Origin of the sequence: Anabaena sp. UHCC 0187, from assembly GCF_009712035.1 — a bacterium.
Taxonomy (GTDB): Bacteria; Cyanobacteriota; Cyanobacteriia; order Cyanobacteriales; family Nostocaceae; genus Dolichospermum.
Genome location: NZ_VILB01000017.1, coordinates 1 through 17,960 on the forward strand (window position 1 = coordinate 1; position 17,960 = coordinate 17,960).

Sequence of the window (17,960 nt, forward strand, 5' to 3'; positions counted from 1 at the left end):
ACACCTTCATTGATATTTTCTGCGATCGCATCCCCTGTACTATCAACTATGTAGATGTCGTTGCCTGTGCCACCAATTAGGGAGTCATTACCCGCACCACCATCAAGGGTGTCATCTCCTGCACCACCAATTAGGGTATCGTTGCCAGCCGCCCCGTTGAGGCTATTGTTGGCAGCATTGCCCGTGATAACGTTGTTGAGTGCATTGCCCGTGCCGTTTTGGGCTGTGCCAATCAAGGTCAGATTTTCTACGTTGTTACCTAATGTATAACTAGCAAGGCTAGAACGGACAGTATCTGTACCTGCATTGGCATTTTCAATAACGGTATCACTGCCGCTATTGACTACATAAGTATCATTACCAGCTCCACCAACCATCCTGTCATTACCAGCGCCGCCATCAAGATAATCATCGCCAGCACCACCATTCAGGGTGTCATTACCAGCATTACCAAAAAGGTTATCGTTGGTGCTAGTGCCGTTGAGGGTGTTGTTGCCTGCATCACCAACATATAGAGCAATGGCATCAACTGCGATCGCCCCCGTGAGATTTGCACCCACAAAGGAAGCATTTGTAAAGTTGGTTTTTGACAGGTTAGCGTTAGTTAAATTGGCATCAGTGAAATTTGCACCAATAGCGATCGCATCGGTGGTGAGTACCCCACTCATATTAGCTGCCGTAAAATTGGCATTGGTGAGATTAGTTTTAGATAGGTCAGTACCCACCATCTTGGCCTTACTGAAATTTGCACCAGTGAAATCGGTGTCAACTAATTTCGCCCCTGTCAAGTCTGTGACTATCACAGTGCCATTAGCAGCAACATAAGCACTAAAATCAGCACCCGTCAAAACAGCATCATCGAGAATAAAGTTGGTTAAATTAGCACCGCGAAACCTGACGTTACCTGGCTGATTTGGATCTAGTGGTGGTGCATCACTCAGAACAACATTACTGAAATTAGCTAGGTCAAATATAGAGTTTTGCAGAGTAATATCTGTCAGTTTTGCTAGTCGGAAATCAGCACCAGTTGCATCAACATTGACTAACAAAGTTGCTTCAAAATCAGCTTCTTCTAACTTGGCATTTGTCAAATTAGCACCTGTAAAGTCGGCAGCTTTCAGCTTCGCTTTATATAAATCTGCTCCAGTAAAGTTAGCTCCTCTCAGGTTTGGTCGCTCCGATTGTTCACCACTGAGATTAGCCTCCCGTAGATTAGCATTGGTGAGATTGGCATTTGAGAGGTTAATGAATTTGGTGTTAATTAATGAGAGATTAGCCCCAGTCAAGTCTGCTCCCCTGAGATTGACATTTTCTAATGTCGCTTTATAAAAATTAGCTGGTCCAAAGTTGCTATTGGGGGCAAAGATAGCATTACGAGCATCAACATTGTATAGTTTTGCTTCTTCAAAGTTAGTGCCTCTCAACTGTGTATTCAATAAGAGAACGTTGGTCAGAGTGGCTTTGAAAAAGGTCGAACCATTCAGGTTTTGCCCGGTAAAGTCGTTTCCTGTTAATAACTGCTCGTTAAAGTTTAAAGCTGGCATATATTATGATGCACCCATTAGGATTTAATAAAGTCAGAATTTAGGCTGGATATTTGATTGCTAAAGGCTGTGGTAGAGAAGTTTGTTGCAGTTGCCCTTGTAACCAAGTAGAAAAAAGTTCGTTCAGCAACCGTTGTCGCATCGGTTCATCCAGTCGGGCTGATATAAACTTTTCTAGGCGCACAATCACCCACCAATCTCCCAGTTTGGTTGGAGGTAATAGCTGCCCTGGTTGACTGACTGAGAGGATGCGGGCAAGTTGGGGATGTGGTGTACTCAATGCTACTGGACCCATTAAGCCACCAGTCTGAGCCTCTGCACCTTGGGAATATTGCTTTGCTAATTCGGCAAAAGATTGTTCACCCTCAACAAGACGGAAGTAAAGTTCTTGAGCGACTTCTGGACTGCGAAGCCGAATTAAAGAATAGACAACTTGGTCAAATTTTGGCTTCAGTTGGCGAAAGTGAGACTCTAATTTGGTCTCCCAAGTAGCTTGTTTGAATTTCTCAATTCTGAGGTTGCGAGTTACCAGGTCTAAAAATTGTGTTGCAGTCATATCATGCTGCTGCAACCAAGTTTGGCGTGCTGTTTCTGATGTCAACTGATGCTGTTCATAAAAGTCTTGGCAACACTGATCTTGCTCTTGGGAGGTGCAGTTGATAGAAGCTATGGCTTCATCAATCAGCAGTTCTCGCTGTAGTTTTGGTAGCAGTTGGTAGCGACTCAAGAGGGGAATAATTTCTTGAGTTGTTACCTTCTGGTTATGGACTTGTAAGATTGTGGGAGACATTGCTGATGAATTCTCAGCCTTGTTATCTCTGCCATTGGACTCATTTTTTTCAATGGGTTCTAGCTCTAACTTTGTTCCCTCCCACGGGGAAATTAGTTTGCTATTGTCATCCTCCTGCTGCTGTATCCATTGCAGGTGTTGGGGTAATAACAGCGATAAGTTATAGCGAGCTAAAATTGTTTCTCTGGCTTTGGTGCGAATTGCTGCCATTTGCTCAGGATGATTGAGGGCTGCGGTAATGCGATCGCATATTTCCTGGGGTGAAAAGAAATCTGCTAACAAACCATTAACCCCATCTTGAATCACCTCGGTGACAGGAGCAGTTTTGGAAGCTACCAGCAAGCAACCTGTTGATAAAACCTCCAACATTGACCAAGATAAAACAAAGGGACGAGTCAGATAAACGTGTGCTGAAGAAGCTTGGAGAACTTGCAGATATTCTTCGTAGGGCAACCAACCTGTAAAATGAACTCGGTTGAGGTCGAGATCATATTTTTCCAGCATCACCTCTTTGTAAGTTTTGCCATCAGGTAGTTTCTTACCATAAGCGACGCGGTTTTCTCCGACAATCACCACATGACAATGAGGGCGTTGTTGTTGAAGTAAGGCCACTGCCTCGATAAACTGGGGAAATCCCCGGTAAGGCTCCATGCCCCTGGCTACATACGTAACAACTTCTTCAACGTGGGAAAGATCCAGATTGATGCGGGGGAGAACTAACTTTGCTCCTGGTTTGGGGCAAAAGAAATTAGTATCAATCCCATCATGATTTACAGTAATTTTACTTTGGTACTCTAGGGGGAATTGCTGGCGTTGCCAATAGGTAGGAGAAAGACCGCGATCGCAACTATAGAGATCCTGTAAAATCGGCGCATTTTTCAGCCGAATCCGGGCTTCATCATCCGCATTTATGGGATCGCTGGGATCAAAGTCAGCATCAGTACCATGAGCATGATAAAACCACTCAAAATAACACAGTAACTTGGCTTGGGGAAAAATATCCTTGATGAATAAAGTCGGACCCCAACCCGAATGACCATAAACTACATCTGGGACAAATCCCCTGGCTTTAAGTTGCTCTGCCAGCCTATACACACCTTGACCCTGAAGAACAGCATTTTCCAAAGGTTTGACGTAATGATGAGTTTCCGGTCGAGCTTCTCGTGTTGGGTTATAGATGACTTTATTAACACCGGGCAATTGACCTTCTTGGCGAGTCGTACCAAAGAAAACTTGGTTACTTTTGTCTTTAGCTAAAGCTACTGCTACATGACGAAATTGGGCAGGAAAATTGGGGTGTAAAAATAAAATTCGCATGGCCTTTTGATTATTGGTCTTTTGCTATCCCCAACTATCAGCAGATTCCCGACTGCTAGAGTCTTGACTACGTACTTGCCAAAATTGACTTTCAGGGAACAATACCTTCACCATTTTTTTTGTAGGTTGAGCGAAGCAACAGCCAAAGCATTTGTTGGGTTATGCCTACGGCACGCTACGCATTCACGACGTGTCCCGTGGGGATACGTAGCTCAACCTCCGAATCAGGTCTTTTTTCAAATTTGGTGAAGGTATTGAGGGAACAAATATAAAATTGAACCGGTCAATCTACTGGAAAGTGGCTCAGTCCGTTATGGAAACGCTGTGGCTGCTTGGTTGATTAGGTAACTATTAGGTGTGTGCTACTTGGCTGGAACCCAAGTACACCGCCTAGTTGCCCATTTTTTAGACGAAAAAATCTGCCTCTGTGATCGTGATATTAGAGCCACCTGCACCCCTCAGCACAGCAATTGTTTCGAGATAGTTAGGGATTTCTCCAGGGACACCTTCATTCAGAGCTTTGATAGTCACCTGAGAAGTACCTTGACCGAGGATAATCAGTTCTTCAAAACTGCTGACAAACTCATACTGAAGGAGGTCTATACCATCCTGGAAATCAGTGATGAGGTCGCCAACAGGTTCAGGGGGAACGGGTTCCGGTGGGAAGCTAGGCTCAACAGGCTCTAATAAAAAGCCTGTGTTTAACAACACGAATAAATCAGCGTCAGCACCGCCGGTCAGTGTGTCGCGGACAGCATCTTCGCCACCAAAGAGAATGTCAAAGCCTGCACCACCAATGATGCGATCAGCACCAAAGCCACCATCCAGGAAGTCATTGCCTACACCACCATTGAGGGTGTCATTACCCGCCAGGGATTCAGCGACACCGAAATCACCGTAGATGGTGTCATTACCACCGCCACCTAAGAGGCTGTCAGTACCCTCTCCACCATCAATGAAGTCGCCTTCAATGCCCCCTGTGATAGTTTCTGTCCCAGCACCACCATACAGGAAGCTAGGACCAGCACCACCATCGAGGATGTCGTTACCATCACCACCATAGAGGGTGTCTATACCATCTCCAGTCTTTACCATCTAGAGCATCGTTGGCGTTTGCGCCGCCGTAGATGGTGTCGTTGCCGCCATCACCATATACTTCGTCTTCGCCTGCTCCGCCAAAGAGTCTGTCAGCACCTGCTCCACCAAACAGCACGTCTTTATCAAGTCCGCCATCGATGAAGTCATTGCCAGCATCGCCATGTAGCTCGTCTTCACCGTTTTCCCCGAATATTCTGTCGGCACCATCTCCACCAAACACGGTGTCTTTATCGTCACCGCCGAAGATGGTGTCATTACCGCCTAAGCCATTTAACAGGTCGTCTTTACCAAAGCCGCGAATCGTATCGGCATTCGCAGTCCCTGTAAGTATATCGTTTTCCGGTGTTCCGTTTCTTACTGCCATAAACTTATCCTTGTTGTTAAAACAGTATTTTTCTGGCTAACTTGAAGGTGCTGAATGCACGCTACAAATTTCAGTTGTTGCAATTCTCACCATTCCCCCTCTCCCAAGTTTGAGAGAGGGGTTATAAAGGCATGGTGAGAAGATATTGCCCAAAGTCATCAAACATAGGCCGGATAAACATAAAATTCAGCATCTGAAAATCACTTCCTTACGATTACTAAAACAAGAATTTTATTCAGAAATTGACATGAAATATTAGCTTACTGTAGCTAATACAGCAACACCAAGATAGGCAATCACAGCTTCTCAAATAAATTATCAAAAATCCCAACAGCCATAATGGAAATATGATGAATTGTGACATAATCACAAATCTTCATTCGCCAGCCATCCTACTGACATAGCAGTTGCCATAACGCTTAGGACATGGATTCCCGCGAAGGCGGGAATGACTGCCTATAAATCTTTTCCCCTTGAAAACGGGGATTTCCTAACCGCCCTGTCCGTTGCTATATTAAGTGAAAGCACCCCAGTTTTTTACAAATAAGATAAGAATTAGGGAAGATAAATAGGAGTAGTCAACAACAATTAGTGAATCATTGCAACTTTAAATTGCCCATAAAGGATCATTCGGTTCAATAATTAAGTCCCCCTATGTATGTTTACACGGAGCATAGATTTTTGTCAATAAATAAACAATTTAAAAATCATAGGTTTTTCATGGGTTATTTATAGTTTTTTCAGGGGTTATTTATGAAATATTTATAGAATTTTTACAGAATCTTCATCAAGTTTGATCAGGCTAATTAGGTCTATCTAAGTATATACGTAAGTAATTTATTGTTCTCGTAATGGATATGCGAACAAAATACTTTTGACTTTACTGACTATCTCCCCTTAAGCGAGTAGTATTGTATTGTGTGGGATGTCTTGCCCGCCCTTATATGATTAGCAGGCAAGATTTGTACTGAGCTTGTCGATAGCGAAGCGTGGCGTTAACCATAGTATGCCTGCACCACAAGAAATTTTAGGATATTCTTTTATTTGGAAGTCTCCCAACGAACCACAGCAGCACAGAGAAAACAGAGACAGGAGAAATAGAGAGGGTTTTTGCGTCAGTTTGGCAAAGTCCCTAATATTGCGGTACTGAAGGATCAACTAAAATCGAGTAAGCGGCAATACCACCCGTGATATTTTTCACATTTGTAAATCCTTGAGTCACTAACCACTGACACATCTGAGCAGAACGCATACCATGATGACAGAGAACAAGAGTTTCTGCATGAACATCAAAGCGGGTAGAGACTTGCTGACTCCATTGCTCATATTCGCTCAGGGGAAGATTGACAAATCCATCTAGTTGTGATAAAGCAAGTTCTTGGGGTTCACGCACATCTATTAACTGAAGCGTTGCTGCATCGCTGGAAAGACGTTGTGCTAGTTCCTTGACCGTAATTTCGGAAAATGGCTGATCAAATGATGCTTGTGTCATGAAGTTTTTCTAAAAAATCCTATACTATTCATGTTGCCAGAAAAGCTAGAAAATATAAATAATGTGAACAGTCAACAATCAACAAAAAATATTAAACTTCCTTTCCTTGTAGCTGGTGTCATCACCCTGCTATTGATTGGTATTGCTGGCTTTTACTGGTTTTTGGGGAAAAGTCCCGTCAGTATTGTAGTTCGGAATTCTCAACCTGGTGCGGCTATATTTGTCTCGAAGTCTTCTCCAGCTATGGTTTCATTGTTGGTAAATCCCGACGCTTTACAGACCATAGAACAAAAAGGAGCATTTTCTCAGGTCACAAATAGTCTATTGGCAAAAAGTAATATAGATTATCAAAATGATATTAAACCCTGGCTGAGTAATGAAATTACCTTAGCTGTAACTACCATAGATATAGACCGTGATCCAGAGAACGGACTACAAACAGGGTATTTAATGGCACTCGCAACCGAACAACCAGAGAAAAGCCGCGAGTTTTTGGAGTTGTTATTTTCTAAACGAGCTTTTGCTGGGACTAATTTAGGGATTGAAAGATATAAAGGTGTCAAGGTTATTTATGATAACTTTGAATATTCACAAGTTGAAAATATCCAAAATAGTTTAGCTGGTGCGGTTGTTAATAATTTTGTTTTACTTGGGAATCATCCCCAGGTAATCAAAGAAGCAATTAATAATTTACAAGCACCCGATTTAAATTTGATTAGTTCTCTTGCATATCAAAAAGCTACTCAACAAATCTCTAAAAATGCTGTAGCTGTAACTTTCTTAAATTTGCCAGAAGTTGGTAAATGGCAAGGTTTAGAATTAGCAGAATCAACTTATGATAGCCAAATTCTCTCTTTGGTTTTAAATTCCCAAGGTTTATTGGCAGAAAGTACATTTTTAACAAATTCCCAAGTTGTCCCTCCATCTTTGCCACTATCTCAACCCATAGGAGCATTACATTATCTACCAGAATCAACAGCCTTGGCAATTGCTGGCGCAAATTTGAGTAATTTAGTTAATAGCGATTTAGCAAAACTGTGGAAACAAGGAACAGCAACTATCTACGGTGATAGTAAAAATGCTATTTCTTTATTACTCAAACCTTTAGTAGAAATCCAGCAAAGCTGGGGTTTAAACTTTAGTCAGGATATTTTTAGTTGGGTAGTAGGAGAATATGCTTTAGCTTTATTACCTAATTCCGAAAATATCATCCCTAATTGGATATTTGTGGTAGAAAAAACGCCCCAGTTAGTAGCAGGTATAGCACATTTAGATAATATTGCTAGTACCAGGGGTTTTAATGTTAGTTCCTTAAATCTAGATGAACAAAAAGTATTAGCTTGGACACAAATCACAGCTACAAGTGAAAATAACACATCTATTAATGTTGATGCCAAAATTAAGGGAGTGCATACAACTTTCGATAATTACGAGATTTTTACCTCCGACTTAAAGACGCTAACAGCAATTTTGAGCCAAAAGCAAAAATCCTTACTGAAAAATCCCAAATTTCACAATGCTATTACTGTGATTCCCCAACCGAATCAAGGATATATTTATCTAGACTGGGAAAACAGTCAAGATATTTTTAAGCGTCAACTACCTTTGCTTAAATTTGTGGAAGTGTTAGGTAAGCCACTTTTTGATAATTTACAATCGCTTACAGTTAGCAGTTATAGCAGTGAGCCAGGAACACTCAAAGGTGGAATATTCTTCCAATTGCATTAAAAAACCAAATACAGCCAAACTACCATATTCTGGCTAAAAAAACTGTTATCTGTGTCACATTTTTCTGTGGCATAGATACCACTAACTGACGATTTTTCCAATAGAATTAGTATATATAATTACTTTTATTGCCTGTGGGGGGCTAATATGAAATATTCTCGTCTCCGTCTTCAGTCTCAAATAGCATGGCTTTTGGCTTTAATGACACCAATAATTTCTACATCTGCATTAGCAGAAACGGCAAATTTTGGGACTTTGAACCTTTCACCAGGTTTTGAAGCAATTCAGGGAAAAATATCTGGCTATACAGGTGGTAGCTATTCCTTGTCTGCTATCAGCAATCGTGACCGAGATAAAAAAGCCTGTATTGGCTTTGGTGATCCTAATCCCGATCACATTCTCGTTTTAGAGAAAGATTTTGACAACTTAAAAATATTAGTCAACAGTGGTGGTAACGATACTACTTTAGTGATCAAAGGACCAAATGATGAGATAGTTCGTTGTGGTGATGATACTGGTAGCAGTAAAGACGCGAGCGTGAGCGATAGCCAATGGAAAAAAGGCACATATCAAGTTTGGGTAGGCGTATTTGAGCAAGGAGTAAAACGCAACTACACATTGACAGTGCAGCAATAGACAATTCCAATTCCTAATTCGTAATTACTACCCAATCACCAAGTCACGATAATATGGGAGAGTAGCTTGTTGTGCTATCAAGGGTACTATCTCAATGTTCTCTAGACTCCGTACCGATTTTCGTATCATTTTTGAACGTGACCCCGCAGCCCGGAATTGGTTGGAGGTTTTGTTTTGCTATCCAGGTTTGCAAGCCCTAGTTTGCCACCGCTTTGCTCACTGGTGGTATAGTATGGGTATTCCCTTTTTCCCCCGCTTGATTTCTCATACTGCGCGGTTTTTAACTGGTATTGAAATTCACCCAGGGGCTGTCATTGGTGAAGGAGTATTTATTGACCACGGAATGGGAGTAGTCATTGGGGAAACGGCCATTATTGGCAACTACGCGCTGATTTATCAAGGTGTTACCCTGGGGGGAACAGGTAAGGAAAGCGGTAAACGTCACCCCACATTAGGCGAAAATGTCGTTGTTGGTGCTGGTGCAAAGGTTTTAGGAAATATCGAAATTGGTGATAGTGTCCGCATTGGTGCAGGTTCAGTGGTATTGAGAGATGTACCATCTAGTTGTACCGTTGTTGGTGTCCCTGGACGCATTATTTACCGTTCTGGTGTGCGGGTTGCACCTCTAGAACACAGCAATTTACCAGATTCAGAAGCTCAAGTAATTCGTACCTTAGTTGACCGCATTGAAGCCTTAGAAGAACAAATCCAAGCTTTGCAAACTCCCGCAAAAACTCCGGTTTTAGTTGGTAAATTTCTTCCAGAAGATGAATTACCAAAAGAACACAATTTTTGTAATATCAGAGATAAACAGATTCAGGAATTCTTTGATGGTGCAGGAATCTAGAAAAGAGGCAGGGGGGCAGGGCGCAGGGGGAGAATTTTAGCTACTTGGTGTTAAACACCAAAAATTAAAAAATTAACATTACGGGTTTATTGCTTCAGTTAACCATTCTTGGTTTTCATTGCGGTGATAAACCCATCTATTTTGTGGTTCACCCCGCAATTCTAAATGATCTACTTTTACTGGTTCAAGTAATAATAAACAAAAATTTTCTAATGGTTGAGTATTGTCTGGTGCTGGTGGTGTAAAAGCTTCTAATTTTGTCACCCTTTGTTTACCAGGAATAGGCCAAGCAAATTGTAACCTAGCTGCATCACTTAATTCTTGCCACATTTTGATTCTCGCAGGTTGTAAATGTGGGTGAGAATCAGCACTTACTAAAGTTAATTCTCCAGTAATCCGAAATTGTTCTCTGCTGTTGGGAAAATACCAGCAAATTTCCGCTGCGGATTGTTTTGATATTTGTTCAGCTTTTTCACTACGAATATCGGTAATAAATTTTAGCTGGTTAGTATCGTCTAGAAAGCCTCGAAAGACGACGGTACGATTAGCAGGAAACCCATTTTCTCGCACTGTTGCTAGTTGCACATAGCGGGCATAAATGAGGCTGCGATTTTGATGTAGGGCGCGGGTAATCAGACTTCGCCAGGGTGCTAGTGTCATTTTTAATTTACGTTTTCATTAATATTTCCAAAATTGTCCGGTAATCCGTATCTAAGAATTCTTTGTCTGCTAAAATTACCTTAATAGCAAAACTCACTATATCGCTCCCACTGTAAACGATAATGGTTATATAGTGAGGGCTAACCTCAGAACTTCCCCAGAACTTGGTAAAGTGACTATGGCAATAAAAATTAAACTAATGGCTGATTATGGATGCTACCCACTATGGTGGGCTAGTTCTGATAAAGTTGGAGATATTGATCCAGAAACGATACCATTAAGTGAAGAAACTATTAGCCGTTTGGAAAAATGGGCAGATATTTATAATGCCACATTAAATTGGCAAGATCCTGGTAATTCACCAGATTTGAGTCCAGAAGAAGCAGCAGCTTTTGAACAAGAAGGAATTAGTTTATGGAAACAATTGCAAAAAGAACTTGCACCTAATTATGAAGTTATCTATTTCAGTGAGCAATTAAATCAAGTTGTAACTAATACAAATGAATTGGCATCTTTACTTGCTATCTCTGCTTGATGGATAGTCAACGCAAAAATTACACAAACAGCACTATTACATAGATAGCCCATTCCGCGAAAACTGATAAGTAAAACTTTGAGATTCTACTACCCTGATAATGCACTGTCGGGGTTTTATACTTAAACAAAAAACAAAAATATAGTTATAATTGACACAGACTCAGCTATAGCGCAAAGTGGTAAAATTTTCAATCTTTAATCTTAAATCTACTTGGCGTATAGTCATAGTTTATTTACAAGCAATCATACTTTATCATGGTTCGAGAACTTGAACGTCAACGTCAGGGTGCAACTTTTCCAGAATCTGCTCCAGCAGCCAATCCAGTGTTTTTTAGAACCTACAGCCGTCGGACAGAGGCAGGTTTAAGAGAAACATGGGACCAGGTATGCGATCGCACTTTACGCGGTTTAGTCGAACTGGGAAAACTCACCCGTGAAGAGGCTGCTATTTTAGACAAGATGCAGCGGAACATGAAATCCCTCCCCAGTGGGCGCTGGATGTGGGTTGGTGGCACAGATTGGTTAACCAAACCCAAAAACTTCTCCGGTGCTTATAACTGCACCTCTACCAACCTTATAGATTGGAGTGCCTTTGGGTTGATGATGGATCTAGCCATGATGGGCTGTGGTACGGGTGCTATCATCGAACCAGAATATATTAATCAACTTCCCCCTATCCGTAATCGCCTAAATATCACCATCACAGGTGAAATTGGCAGCACACCCCAAGAACAGCGTCGTGAATTTACACAAACCCATATAGAAGCTAACACCGCTACTATCCACGTTGGAGACAGCCGGGAAGGTTGGGTAAAATCCTATCAAACCCTTTTAGAACTTTCTACGGATGAACGCTTTACAGGTAACATTCAGGTAATTGTTGATATTAGCGATGTGCGCCAATCTGGGGAAACTCTCAAAGGCTTTGGCGGTATGGCTAATCCTGTGAAGTTGCCAGGATTATATCAGCGTTGCGCCTCTATTCTCAATAAGGCAATAGGAAGACAATTAAATTCAGTTGAATGCTGTTTATTAATTGATGAAGCGGCTGTAACAATTGTGGCAGGCAATATTCGGCGCTGTCTTCCTGAAGATGCTTTAGTTCATAGTTCTAAAGGTCTTGTCCCTATTCGTGATGTGCAAGTGGGTGACTTGGTACAAACTCCTTTAGGATTTCGTCGAGTAGTTGATAAATTCGACCAAGGCTTTCAGGATGTCTATGAAATTGAAACTAATGCAACTTACCCTAGAGCAACTTTAAACCACAAACAAGCAGTTTTAGCAGATCCTAAAGGTGAAGTTAGCTGGAAATCAGTTGCAAGTTTAGTAGCAGGCGATCGCCTACTTCATAACACACAAATCCTCCCTGGTACAGTTACGCATCTCCCTGCTGACTTTACAGAATCTAGACCTTCCCAAAGTCGAACAAGCAAGGACTTGATAGTTCCTGATCTCACACCTGAAGTAGCTTGGCTAATTGGATTGACTCACGGTGATGGCTATGTTGCCCTTGGTCGTAATAAGCATGATAAGCCCTATGGCCGTGTTGAATGGTCAATGAACAGCTTACAGATTGAACAAACAACAAGAATTCAAGCCAAAATAGATTCTGCTTTAGCTTTATTTGGTTTAACTGCTACTCATAACCTGACCAAAGGTGAAAATACTGCAAAATCAATTTGTTCTTCTATTCGTCTGGCGGAATATTTCCATACCTATATTAAGCAGCCTAACGTTCCCTTAGAAGTTCCTAGTTTTATTTTGCAGGGTGCAGTAGATATCCGGGCTGCTTATCTAGCTGGACTAATGGATAGTGATGGAGCAGTTAATAACCGACCTCCGCACCTGGTTACATCTGTCTATCAATCATTTATTCGACAAGTTGGGATAGTTCTATCGAGTTTGGGAATCGCTGGTAGAATTAGCACTACTCTTCCCCAGCAGCAAGGATGGCAAATTAAATACCACCTCACGCTTCCAGCCCTCAAAGAACGTTATAACGCTATCATCGCCCTTCACTCAGTCAAGGGAGAACTGCGTCAAGGATTGAAAATGTATGGTTTCACCGTTCCTGGTGCAATCATGCGAGAGGCTTACACCTATAGCGAAATGCGAGATATGGGTTTCCAAGGTTCTCGCACTGTTGATGCTAATTATGAACGCTATATAGCTGAAGCTGATATCTCCCTAGATATTCCTGTCACAGTCAAAGGTTTAGGCAGTTACGATCATGTTCAAACTTATGATATTGAAGTAGAAGAAGCTCATTGTTTTTACTGCGACGGTTATCTGACCCATAACTCAGCAGGGATGAGACAATTCGTTTCTGAAGATGAACAAGGCGCAACTGCTAAAGATAACTTATGGCAACAAGACGCAGAAGGTAACTGGCGCATAGATCCAGAGCGTGATTCTTTGCGAATGGCCAACCATACGCGAGTTTTTCACCGCAAACCAACCTTAGAAGAATCCATTGCGGCTGTACGTAAACAATACTATAGCGGTGAAGGGGCAATTCAATGGGCTGGTGAAGCAGTCGCTAGAGCTAATGCTGATTTACTAAATACACCAGAACTTAAAAAATACTTTTTACAAGCTTATGAGCAAGAAAAGGCTAAGTATTGGATAAAAGAATACTATCCTGAAATTGATGCTGATGAGCTAGAACATAGAATAGGTAGGTTTGGTTTGAATCCGTGCGGAGAAATAATTGGTAGTAATTTTCACTGCGTAAGTGGTGATACTCTACTCATCACTAAAGACGGAATGCACAAAATTGAGGATGTTGTGGGATGCGAAATTGACATTTGGAACGGTAAAAACTGGAGTCAAGTTCAACCATTGAAAACTGGTAGTTCTCGCGTTCTCTATCGTGTGTGCTTTGGAGATGGTTCTTATCTAGATGCAACTGAGTATCATCGCTTCTTTGTCAAAGATAGATTTAGCAAGAATTACAAAGAAGTTCAAACAAAAGATTTGATGGATACCAGTCGCTATTCTATCCACACTGAACCATTTAAAATTGAATACGAAGATGGATTAGACATTAATTCCAACTATGCCTACACTTTAGGAGTAGCGGTAGGAGATGGAACAACAGATCAAAACAACAATGCCAAAGTTAGGCTTTATGAACAGAAAGCCGCTTTAAATCTCTCAGGAAATAAATCTCCTATCAGAGATTATGACTACTTACCTACTTTTACAGATGTCACGGATTTAGGGTTTTCTGGAGAATTTCTCAAAAGCTTAAAAACAAATTCAGAAGCACTGAACGTCATTGCTAGTTGGAATCGTCAAGCAATTTTGCACTTTATCGCTGGTTTAGCAGATACAGACGGCTCAAATACACAAAGCAACGGTATCAGAATATATATCTCTGATTATGATCGAGCATACCGAGTTCAGTTACTACTAACTAAATGCGGTATTCGTTCATCTGTGAATCTTTGCGCTCATAAAGGGGCAGTTACCAACTATGGCATCAGAAGTAGAGATTTGTACTACTTGCAAATAACCGATTGTGGCGAAATTCCTTGTCAGCGTTTAGATGTGAGTAAAGGTACAGACGCTAAATATAAAGGTAAATGGCAAGTTGTGAAAAGTGTTGAACAACTACCAGGATTTCATGCTACTTACTGCTTCAATGAACCGGAATATCATAAAGGTGTTTTTGGTAATACCTTAACCGGAAACTGCAACTTATCAGAGGTACACTTAAACCAACTCGACCCTGACAACTACAAAGAACAAGAAGAAGCATTTACCGCTGGTGCGCTTTCCGTCGTCGCCCTGTTAAATCACCAATTCCTCGAACCCCGCTATCAATACAGCCGGGAACTTGATCCCATTGTCGGTGTATCCTTCACTGGTTTATTTGACTTCTTTGTTCATGCTTTTGGTACAGATTGGTTACGTTGGTGGGAAGCAGGAAGACCAGAAACCCCCCAAGGACTGATATTCAAAAGTCGTGAACAAAAATATCTCAACTTCTGGAAAGATGTAGTTCATAAAGTAGTGTGGGAATATTGCGATCGCCATCAGATCAAACGCCCCAACCGTTGTACTACAGTCCAACCAGCAGGGACAAAATCCCTTTTAACAGGAGCATCTCCCGGTTGGCATCCCCCCAAAGCCCAAAGATTCATTCGTCGGATTACCTTCGGTAAAAATGACCCTGTAGCCCTAGCCTGTATAGACTATGGTTACAACGTCATCCCCTCCCAATCTGACAAAGACGAAAACGGCAACTTACTTAATGATCCTTTTGATCCTCGGTGTACAGAATGGTTAGTAGAAATCCCCGTTGCTGTATCTTGGGCTGATTTACCCGGTGCTGATGTCATTGATGTATCTCAGTTTTCCGTTTTAGCCCAATTAGATTTTGTGATGCAAGTCCAGAGTCATTACGTCACCCATAATACCTCCGCAACCCTAGAACTCCGTTCTGAGGAAGTTGAATTATTGGGAACACGCATCTATGAAGCTATCCAAAATGATGAAGGATATATTTCTGCGGCCTTGTTAGCCCGGTTTGACGATTTGCAATCATTCCCCCGTTTACCCTTTGAACCCATAGACAAAGCCACCTATGAACGCTTATCTCAAGAAGTCAAAGTCAGACGCAGAACAGATGATTTCTGTGGGGCGCTAAGTCGTTACGATTTGGGAGAACTAGCAGAAGCAGGCCCTAGCGGTTGTGATTCTGATAAGTGTATGTTCCCAGAACAGCCACCCACATCATAAAATCGGTTAATTTCTGAGGACTTACGGAAAATATCTCTGTTATCTTCTTTCCTTTGTGTCCTTCGTGGTTCATTAATCTATAATTTTTGATTACGAACCGCAGAGGCACAGAGGACACAGAGAGAAGAAAATCTTTAATTGGTTTTATATTCAATCACATGAGTTGAGCTAATCCATTCACCTTTTTCACTGTAGTTGCGAATTAAACGTTGACGTTCATTTTCTTTAACTAGCCAACCCGCTTCTACAAAAAAAGGTTTTCTCAATTGCAGTTGCAAGGGAACATTACTAGAATTTCCATCAGGTAATAACAAAATTTGTCGAGTAGTTCCTTCCTTTTCAAAAATGATTTTATTACCTTCTATTCTTGCTGTTGAAGTAATCACTTGGGATGAAAAAGATAATTTCTGTTCTAAATATCCATTACCCCTATCTTGAATTTCTAAAGAAGTAGAACATACTGCGGATGGTCTTAAATCTGAGTAACTTGTATAAGCCTTACCTTCCCAATTACCAATTAACTGTTCTACAGTCAGTTGTGGGCGTTCGTAAGCATCTGTAGAAGTCCGGAATTCTCTAATCAGGGTTACAGTAATAAAGTTACCTTGTTTGTCATATAATTGTACCAAACGCGATCGCCTATCATTATCTACAAAGCCGTATTCTGCTCCAAACTCTGTAAAAGGTGCTACTTGCAATGTTCCTTTAGAAAAAGCTCCTGTTGTAAAAAAGATATTCTCTTTTCCTAAAAAACGATATTCTTGTTGATAATCCTGAATGGGAGAACTATCATAATCACTAGAATCAAAACGACGTAATCTAAAAAGTACCGCTTGATCATTATCATAAGCTTCTAAATTTAAAATACTAGGAGTAGAACCTAATATTTCACCATCGGGGGAGATTTTAGTAAATGAACCACGCCATTCACCTAAATTTTTGAGAAAATTTTCCCAGTTGCTGTCCATAATTTAATTTTTAATTTAAATAGCTGATTTTAGTTAAATACTGAGAGAAAATCAAGGTTAATGATGTCAGTGATAATTTAACCAATGATAACCATCATCTCTGTTGCTAGTTGCTTCTTAGCCAGCATCTGTTAAGATTAATGAAGAATTAATAATTTTTAAGGCCAATAATTGGAGAGTCTAATGTTTATTACTGAATTATCGCCCCTATTTCAAGAACTTGCCCAACATCCAGTTTCATTTTTGGGTGGGTTCGTTTCTGGTGTCCTCCGACTCAACCTCACGGAAGATCCTGTCAAAAGTTGGCTAAATAAAAAGGGTTGTGGAAACAGTTCTAGCAACCTCAGCACAGAAGCCCAAAACGGCAAAGCCAATGGACCACAACAAATTACAATTGACTAAATCACTTAATTGTAATTTTTTGTCTAAACTTTAGTGGGTAATGGGTAACTGGTAAAATTCTTACCCTTTATCCAACTGACACGGTTAATATCAGCCATTATAAAGAAATAATTAAAATTCTTGTTATTTATCGCAGTGATCATTCTTCAGACAGGGCTAAGGATGACAATAGAATGAAAGTGATTCCAAGAAATTATTCAGCTTGGCACATTCACAAATCTAGTTTGTAGGCAATCACTAGCTGGATGTTGTAGTAAAATTGTATAATAAAAGACTACTTCGTTATAGTCTCAGTCAAAGTCAGGAATCTGTGATTGAAAATAACCGGAAACTTGTTGAGTAGGGATATTGCCAGAGACTGGTTTTGATGATAGGGTAAGTTGAGTTTCTGTTTTTTCAGAAAAAACCCCCAGTGGATGTTAGCCAGCTAGGGGAGTTTAGTTATCAGGGTGCATCTACCAATTAAATGTTCTCAGGTGCATAAGGATTCTCCGGATAAATTTATTTTTAAGAAGTTTGTTTTGGTTGCAGGAATCAACTACCCCATAGTTTACGGCGAATGTGGGCAAAGAAAAAACCCCCAGTGGATGTTAGCCAGCTAGGGGAGTTTAGTTATCAGGGTGCATCTACCAATTAAATGTTCTGGGGTTAACTGACAAGTTCCGGATAGCTAATAGAATTTTTTCATAAAATCTACAACCATAAGGATGCTAGAAACAAAAAAAATCCCCAACCGGAAGTTAGCCAGCTAGGGAAGTTAGTTATCAGGGTGCATCTACTTGTTAAGTGTTCTAGGGTTCTCTCTCATGCTCCGGAAAAATAGATTTATGA

Annotated in this window: 13 protein-coding genes; 6 read left to right on the top strand and 7 right to left on the bottom strand. The window is 40.9% G+C overall.

The window, feature by feature from the left end; genetic code table 11:
• The 5 genes from FJR11_RS18800 to FJR11_RS18820 form a co-directional block, all read right to left on the bottom strand.
• The coding region (locus FJR11_RS18800) for a pentapeptide repeat-containing protein (protein WP_168506456.1) at positions 1 to 1,544 on the bottom strand (1,544 nt) is incomplete at its 3' end.
• Positions 1,545 to 1,584: 40 nt separating this feature from the next.
• On the bottom strand, positions 1,585 to 3,651 hold the full coding sequence (locus FJR11_RS18805) for a glycosyltransferase (protein WP_168506458.1): 2,067 nt from the start codon (positions 3,649 to 3,651) through the stop codon (positions 1,585 to 1,587).
• A 405-nt stretch (positions 3,652 to 4,056) separates the two neighbouring features.
• A complete protein-coding gene (locus tag FJR11_RS18810) occupies positions 4,057 to 4,746 on the bottom strand; it encodes a calcium-binding protein (RefSeq protein ID WP_168506460.1) in 690 nt (229 codons plus the stop codon).
• Complete coding sequence (locus FJR11_RS18815) at positions 4,703 to 5,113, bottom strand: calcium-binding protein (RefSeq protein ID WP_168506462.1); 411 nt, start codon at positions 5,111 to 5,113, stop codon at positions 4,703 to 4,705. Before FJR11_RS18815 ends, FJR11_RS18810 begins: the two co-directional genes overlap by 44 nt.
• A gap of 1,132 nt (positions 5,114 to 6,245) precedes the next feature.
• The gene (locus FJR11_RS18820; protein WP_168506464.1) at positions 6,246 to 6,605 is read right to left on the bottom strand and encodes a rhodanese-like domain-containing protein; all 360 of its coding nucleotides are present in this window, start codon (positions 6,603 to 6,605) and stop codon (positions 6,246 to 6,248) included.
• 63 nt (positions 6,606 to 6,668) lie between these two features.
• Here FJR11_RS18820 and FJR11_RS18825 point away from each other — a divergent pair, with 63 nt between their 5' ends.
• From FJR11_RS18825 to cysE, 3 genes are all read left to right on the top strand, one after another.
• Positions 6,669 to 8,333, top strand: a complete 1,665-nt coding sequence (locus tag FJR11_RS18825) for a DUF3352 domain-containing protein (protein WP_371417587.1) — start codon at positions 6,669 to 6,671, stop codon at positions 8,331 to 8,333.
• A 147-nt stretch (positions 8,334 to 8,480) separates the two neighbouring features.
• Positions 8,481 to 8,969 (top strand): hypothetical protein, encoded by a 489-nt coding sequence (locus FJR11_RS18830; protein WP_168506468.1) that lies wholly within the window; start codon positions 8,481 to 8,483, stop codon positions 8,967 to 8,969.
• Between the two features lie 94 nt (positions 8,970 to 9,063).
• Positions 9,064 to 9,816: a serine O-acetyltransferase gene (gene cysE / locus FJR11_RS18835; RefSeq protein ID WP_168506470.1), complete on the top strand. Its 753-nt coding sequence runs from the start codon at positions 9,064 to 9,066 to the stop codon at positions 9,814 to 9,816.
• A 78-nt stretch (positions 9,817 to 9,894) separates the two neighbouring features.
• On the opposite strand, the gene FJR11_RS18840 is transcribed toward cysE, so the two are convergent.
• Entirely contained in the window at positions 9,895 to 10,476 is a 582-nt protein-coding gene (locus FJR11_RS18840) for an Npun_F5749 family FMN-dependent PPOX-type flavoprotein (protein ID WP_168506472.1), read from the bottom strand.
• Positions 10,477 to 10,654: 178 nt separating this feature from the next.
• On the opposite strand from FJR11_RS18840, the gene FJR11_RS18845 reads away from it, so the two are divergent.
• On the top strand, positions 10,655 to 11,011 hold the full coding sequence (locus FJR11_RS18845) for a hypothetical protein (protein WP_168506474.1): 357 nt from the start codon (positions 10,655 to 10,657) through the stop codon (positions 11,009 to 11,011).
• Between the two features lie 257 nt (positions 11,012 to 11,268).
• A complete protein-coding gene (nrdJ, locus tag FJR11_RS18850) occupies positions 11,269 to 15,759 on the top strand; it encodes a ribonucleoside-triphosphate reductase, adenosylcobalamin-dependent (RefSeq protein WP_168506476.1) in 4,491 nt (1,496 codons plus the stop codon).
• A 134-nt stretch (positions 15,760 to 15,893) separates the two neighbouring features.
• On the opposite strand, the gene FJR11_RS18855 is transcribed toward nrdJ, so the two are convergent.
• A complete protein-coding gene (locus FJR11_RS18855; protein WP_168506478.1) occupies positions 15,894 to 16,727 on the bottom strand; it encodes a DUF3598 family protein in 834 nt (277 codons plus the stop codon).
• A 183-nt stretch (positions 16,728 to 16,910) separates the two neighbouring features.
• On the opposite strand from FJR11_RS18855, the gene FJR11_RS18860 reads away from it, so the two are divergent.
• Positions 16,911 to 17,129 (top strand): hypothetical protein, encoded by a 219-nt coding sequence (locus FJR11_RS18860; RefSeq protein WP_168506480.1) that lies wholly within the window; start codon positions 16,911 to 16,913, stop codon positions 17,127 to 17,129.
• The last annotated feature ends 831 nt before the right edge of the window (positions 17,130 to 17,960 follow it).